We start from the raw sequence: 3,206 nt of genomic DNA, 5'->3' as shown, positions 1-3,206 counted from the left end.
CTGGGACTGGTGCTGCTCGCCGGGTTCGTGCGGCATGCCCTGGGCACCGCCGTACCGCTGCTGAAGGTGCGCCTGCTCGGGGTGCGGGCCACGGGCGGCGGAGCTCTGCTGCTCGTCCTCTTCGCCGGCGGCTACTTCTCGACGCTCATCCTGGTGCCGCTCTACTTCCAGGTCGCGCGCGGCGAGACGGCCACCACGGCCGGACTGCTGATGGTTCCCCAGGCGATCGTCGCCGGGATCTCGATCCAGGTCTCCGGCCGTCTGATCGACCGGGTGCCGCCCGTGCGGGTGATCTCGACCGGGATCGCGATGGCGGTGGTCGGGTACGGCGGCTTCACCCTGCAACTGGCTGCCGACACTTCGTACTGGTCCCTGGTGCCGTTCCTGATGCTCGGCACGACCGGGGCGGGAGCGACCATGCTTCCGACGATCACCCTGGCGACCCGCGACCTGGCGGACGACGACATCCCGTCGGGCAGCACGATGATCAACGTCCTCAACCAGCTCGCCGCCTCGGTCACCACGGCCGCCGTCGCGGTGCTTCTCGCCGGCCAGCTGTCGACGCGGCTTCCCCGGTTGGGCGACGACGGGATCGGCGAACTGCAAGGACTCTCCACCGCTGAACGGCTCGCCCTCGCACCGGACGTCAGCGCTGCCGTGCAGTCGGCCTTCTGGCTCCCCGTGGCCATGATGGCCGGGGCGCTGGTCGTTGCCCTGGTGGTGCTCCGTCCCCGTACGACGTCGGCTGATCGCGCCGCCACCTGACCGGAGGTGCACCGGATTCCTTCAGGAACCCCACAGGTTCGTGCGCCAGCATTGGATGAAGGTTCAACTACCTTGGACCGCTCATCAACGACGCCCACTCGGAGGCACCATGCACGCCCTTCTCGGATTCAGCACGCCCGCTCCCCTGCGCGACATCGTCCTGCTCGTCGCCCGTGTGGGCCTCGGCATCGTCCTGCTCACCCACGGTCTCGACAAGCAGGAGTCCGGCTTCGGCCCCACCGCCGACGGCTTCGCGGCCATGGGGATCCCGTTGCCGGAGGTCGCCGCCGGCTACGCGCTGGTGGCCGAGATCGGCGGTGGAGCCCTCCTCATCGCCGGACTGCTGACTCCCCTGGCCGGACTGCTGGTGGTGGGCCAGATGGCCGGCGCGTTCTGGTACGCCCACCGCGGCACCGAGGTGCTCTCCTCGGCCGGTGGCTGGGAACTGGTCGGCGTGATCGGGTTCCTCGCGCTCGTCCTGGCCGGCACCGGGGCCGGGCGGATTTCCCTCGACCGGCTGATCGTCGGGCGCGCCGAGCCCGCCCCGGTCACCAGCTGACCCCTGGTCCGATCCGCCGGGGTCCGGTGGGAGGCTGGATCCATGCACGACGAGTCCCACGCCTGCCGGTCGACCGCTTCGGGATCATCCGAGGTCGGGGCGCAGCTGGCGGCGTGGCTCGAGGAGCTCGACCTCGCCCAGCACCTGGGCGAGGCGGGGCTTCCGACGTTCGAGCGCGACGCCGACGGGGTGGCCCGGTGGCGCGATCCTGCGACCGGGCTGCCGATGAGCGCGGACCAGATCCAGGCCCTGGACCAGATGCTGCACCAGGACGGGGACGACCCGGCCCACGCGGTCCCGCTGGCGCTGGTGCAGCTGCGGCGACAGGCACAGGTCCGCACGGCCCTGCTCGCCACGGCGTCGCACAGCTACGCGAGCCTCGCCGAGGTCCGCGGCACGTCGGAGAACGCGACCCGGTTCGACGTCCACAAGGCAGCGGAGCGCCGCGCCCTGCTGGTCGTGCCGCACGACGGCGGCACCCTGGTCCCGGCGTTCCAGCTCGATGCGGCCGGTGAGCTGCGCGCCGAGCTCGGCCCGGTGCTCGAGCCACTGCTCGCCTCGACGATGGATGCGTGGCAGGTGTGGGCGTGGCTCACCCAGCCCGCCGGGCTGCTGGGTGGTGCGGTCCCGCACGAGGCCGCGCGCGACAGTGAGGAAGCCGCGATCGTCCGGCATGCCGCCGTACGACTGGCGGAACGGGCAGCTCGTTGAACGAGGGCCCCGTGGGCGCGGACCTGGAGGATCGCATCCTGTCCGTTCTGCCGTTCGGATCGGCGTCGGAGCGCGAGCACCTCATGGCCAACCTTGGCCGGGTCGGTGGCAACCGCACATTGGCGGTGCTGATCCCGATCGTCGATGGCTCGACGAAGACGTCGGGTTCGGAGCGCGACGTCGCGCTGCAAACTCTCGGTGCTCACCGGTCGGCCGCGGACCACGTGCACCTGTATGCGCGGGCGCTCAAGGAGCGGAACCTGCACAACCAGTGCGTCGCCCTGATGCTGCTGCGGCGCTGGGACACGACAGGGGCCGCAGCCCCTGCGGTGGCAGCGTGGGTCAAGCAACGCCTGCACGGTCGAACGGCCAGAAAGACCAAGGACTTCGCTGAGCTGCCGATGGCCATCGGCTACTTCGCGGGCATCGACGATCTCGCCACACTGGCGTCGCTTTTCGAGCGGTACGACGACCAGGTGGATGGTGTCGACCGTCTGGTGCTGGAGTTCATGTGGCCCCGCGAACAGCGACAGCGGTGGGCGAGCGGAGCCACAGCAGACCGGCCCAACCTCGACGGACTCGGCGACCACGGCCACTCGTATCAGTTCTACCTCCGCTACGACGCCCTGCTGGCCGGGATCGAGAACCTCCAGTTGCCGCCTGAGATCGGCGCCGAGGAGGAGGCTCAGTGGGCAGCTGAACGAGAGCTGGAGTGGGAAGCCGAGCTCACCCAACTCCTGACCAAGCTGGAACGTCGCCGGGACAAGGCCCGTTCGTAGCCCCACCCTGAGCCACTCAGATGCGCTCCAGCTTCGTCCACCCGGTCCAGCCGCGCTCCTCGAGGAGCCCGAGCAACGTGCGGGCCAGGGGCACGGCGTCGAGGAACACCGAGTCGAGCAGCTCGACGAGGTCGTTGGGGAGCTCGAAGGCCTCCCACTCCTCGAGGTCGGTCTCCTCGCTGGCCTCGAACATCGACACCATCCGGTCGGCGAACGCGGGGAGGCGCGGGTCGTCGGGCGCCCATTCGAGGGCTTCGTCGAGGTCGCCGTAGAAGTCGGCGACCACGGGGTCGTCCAGCTGGTTGCCCTTGAGCTCCATGAAGAGCGGCATGTGCTCCGGGAGCTGCGCAGCGACGAGGATCCACGCGTCGCGCTCGCCCTCGATCAGGCGC

General features: G+C 70.3%; 4 protein-coding genes and 1 pseudogene. 4 read left to right on the top strand and 1 reads right to left on the bottom strand.

Annotated features, from left to right (window positions below):
* From ACOADB_RS00235 to ACOADB_RS00220, 4 genes are all read left to right on the top strand, one after another.
* A partial coding sequence (locus tag ACOADB_RS00235; RefSeq protein ID WP_378595909.1) for an MFS transporter occupies nucleotides 1–765 on the top strand: 765 nt, incomplete at its 5' end.
* Nucleotides 766–874: 109 nt separating this feature from the next.
* Complete coding sequence (locus ACOADB_RS00230) at nucleotides 875–1,324, top strand: DoxX family protein (protein WP_378595908.1); 450 nt, start codon at nucleotides 875–877, stop codon at nucleotides 1,322–1,324.
* A 42-nt stretch (nucleotides 1,325–1,366) separates the two neighbouring features.
* Nucleotides 1,367–2,035 (top strand): hypothetical protein, encoded by a 669-nt coding sequence (locus ACOADB_RS00225; protein ID WP_378595907.1) that lies wholly within the window; start codon nucleotides 1,367–1,369, stop codon nucleotides 2,033–2,035.
* 11 nt (nucleotides 2,036–2,046) lie between these two features.
* On the top strand, nucleotides 2,047–2,814 hold the full coding sequence (locus ACOADB_RS00220; RefSeq protein ID WP_378595906.1) for a hypothetical protein: 768 nt from the start codon (nucleotides 2,047–2,049) through the stop codon (nucleotides 2,812–2,814).
* A gap of 16 nt (nucleotides 2,815–2,830) precedes the next feature.
* Here ACOADB_RS00220 and ACOADB_RS00215 read toward each other — a convergent pair.
* Nucleotides 2,831–3,206: pseudogene (locus ACOADB_RS00215) on the bottom strand (MerR family transcriptional regulator); the annotation flags it as partial.

Source organism: Nocardioides sp. CPCC 206348 (genome assembly GCF_048654705.1).
Classification (GTDB): Bacteria; Actinomycetota; Actinomycetes; order Propionibacteriales; family Nocardioidaceae; genus Nocardioides.
This window is presented reverse-complemented; position numbering and strand designations above follow the sequence as displayed.

Coding starts and splice junctions, on each gene's coding strand:
- ACOADB_RS00230 (WP_378595908.1), top strand. CDS start 875: ATGCACGCCCTTCTCGGATTCAGCACGCCCGCTCCCCTGCGCGACATC.
- ACOADB_RS00225 (WP_378595907.1), top strand. CDS start 1,367: ATGCACGACGAGTCCCACGCCTGCCGGTCGACCGCTTCGGGATCATCC.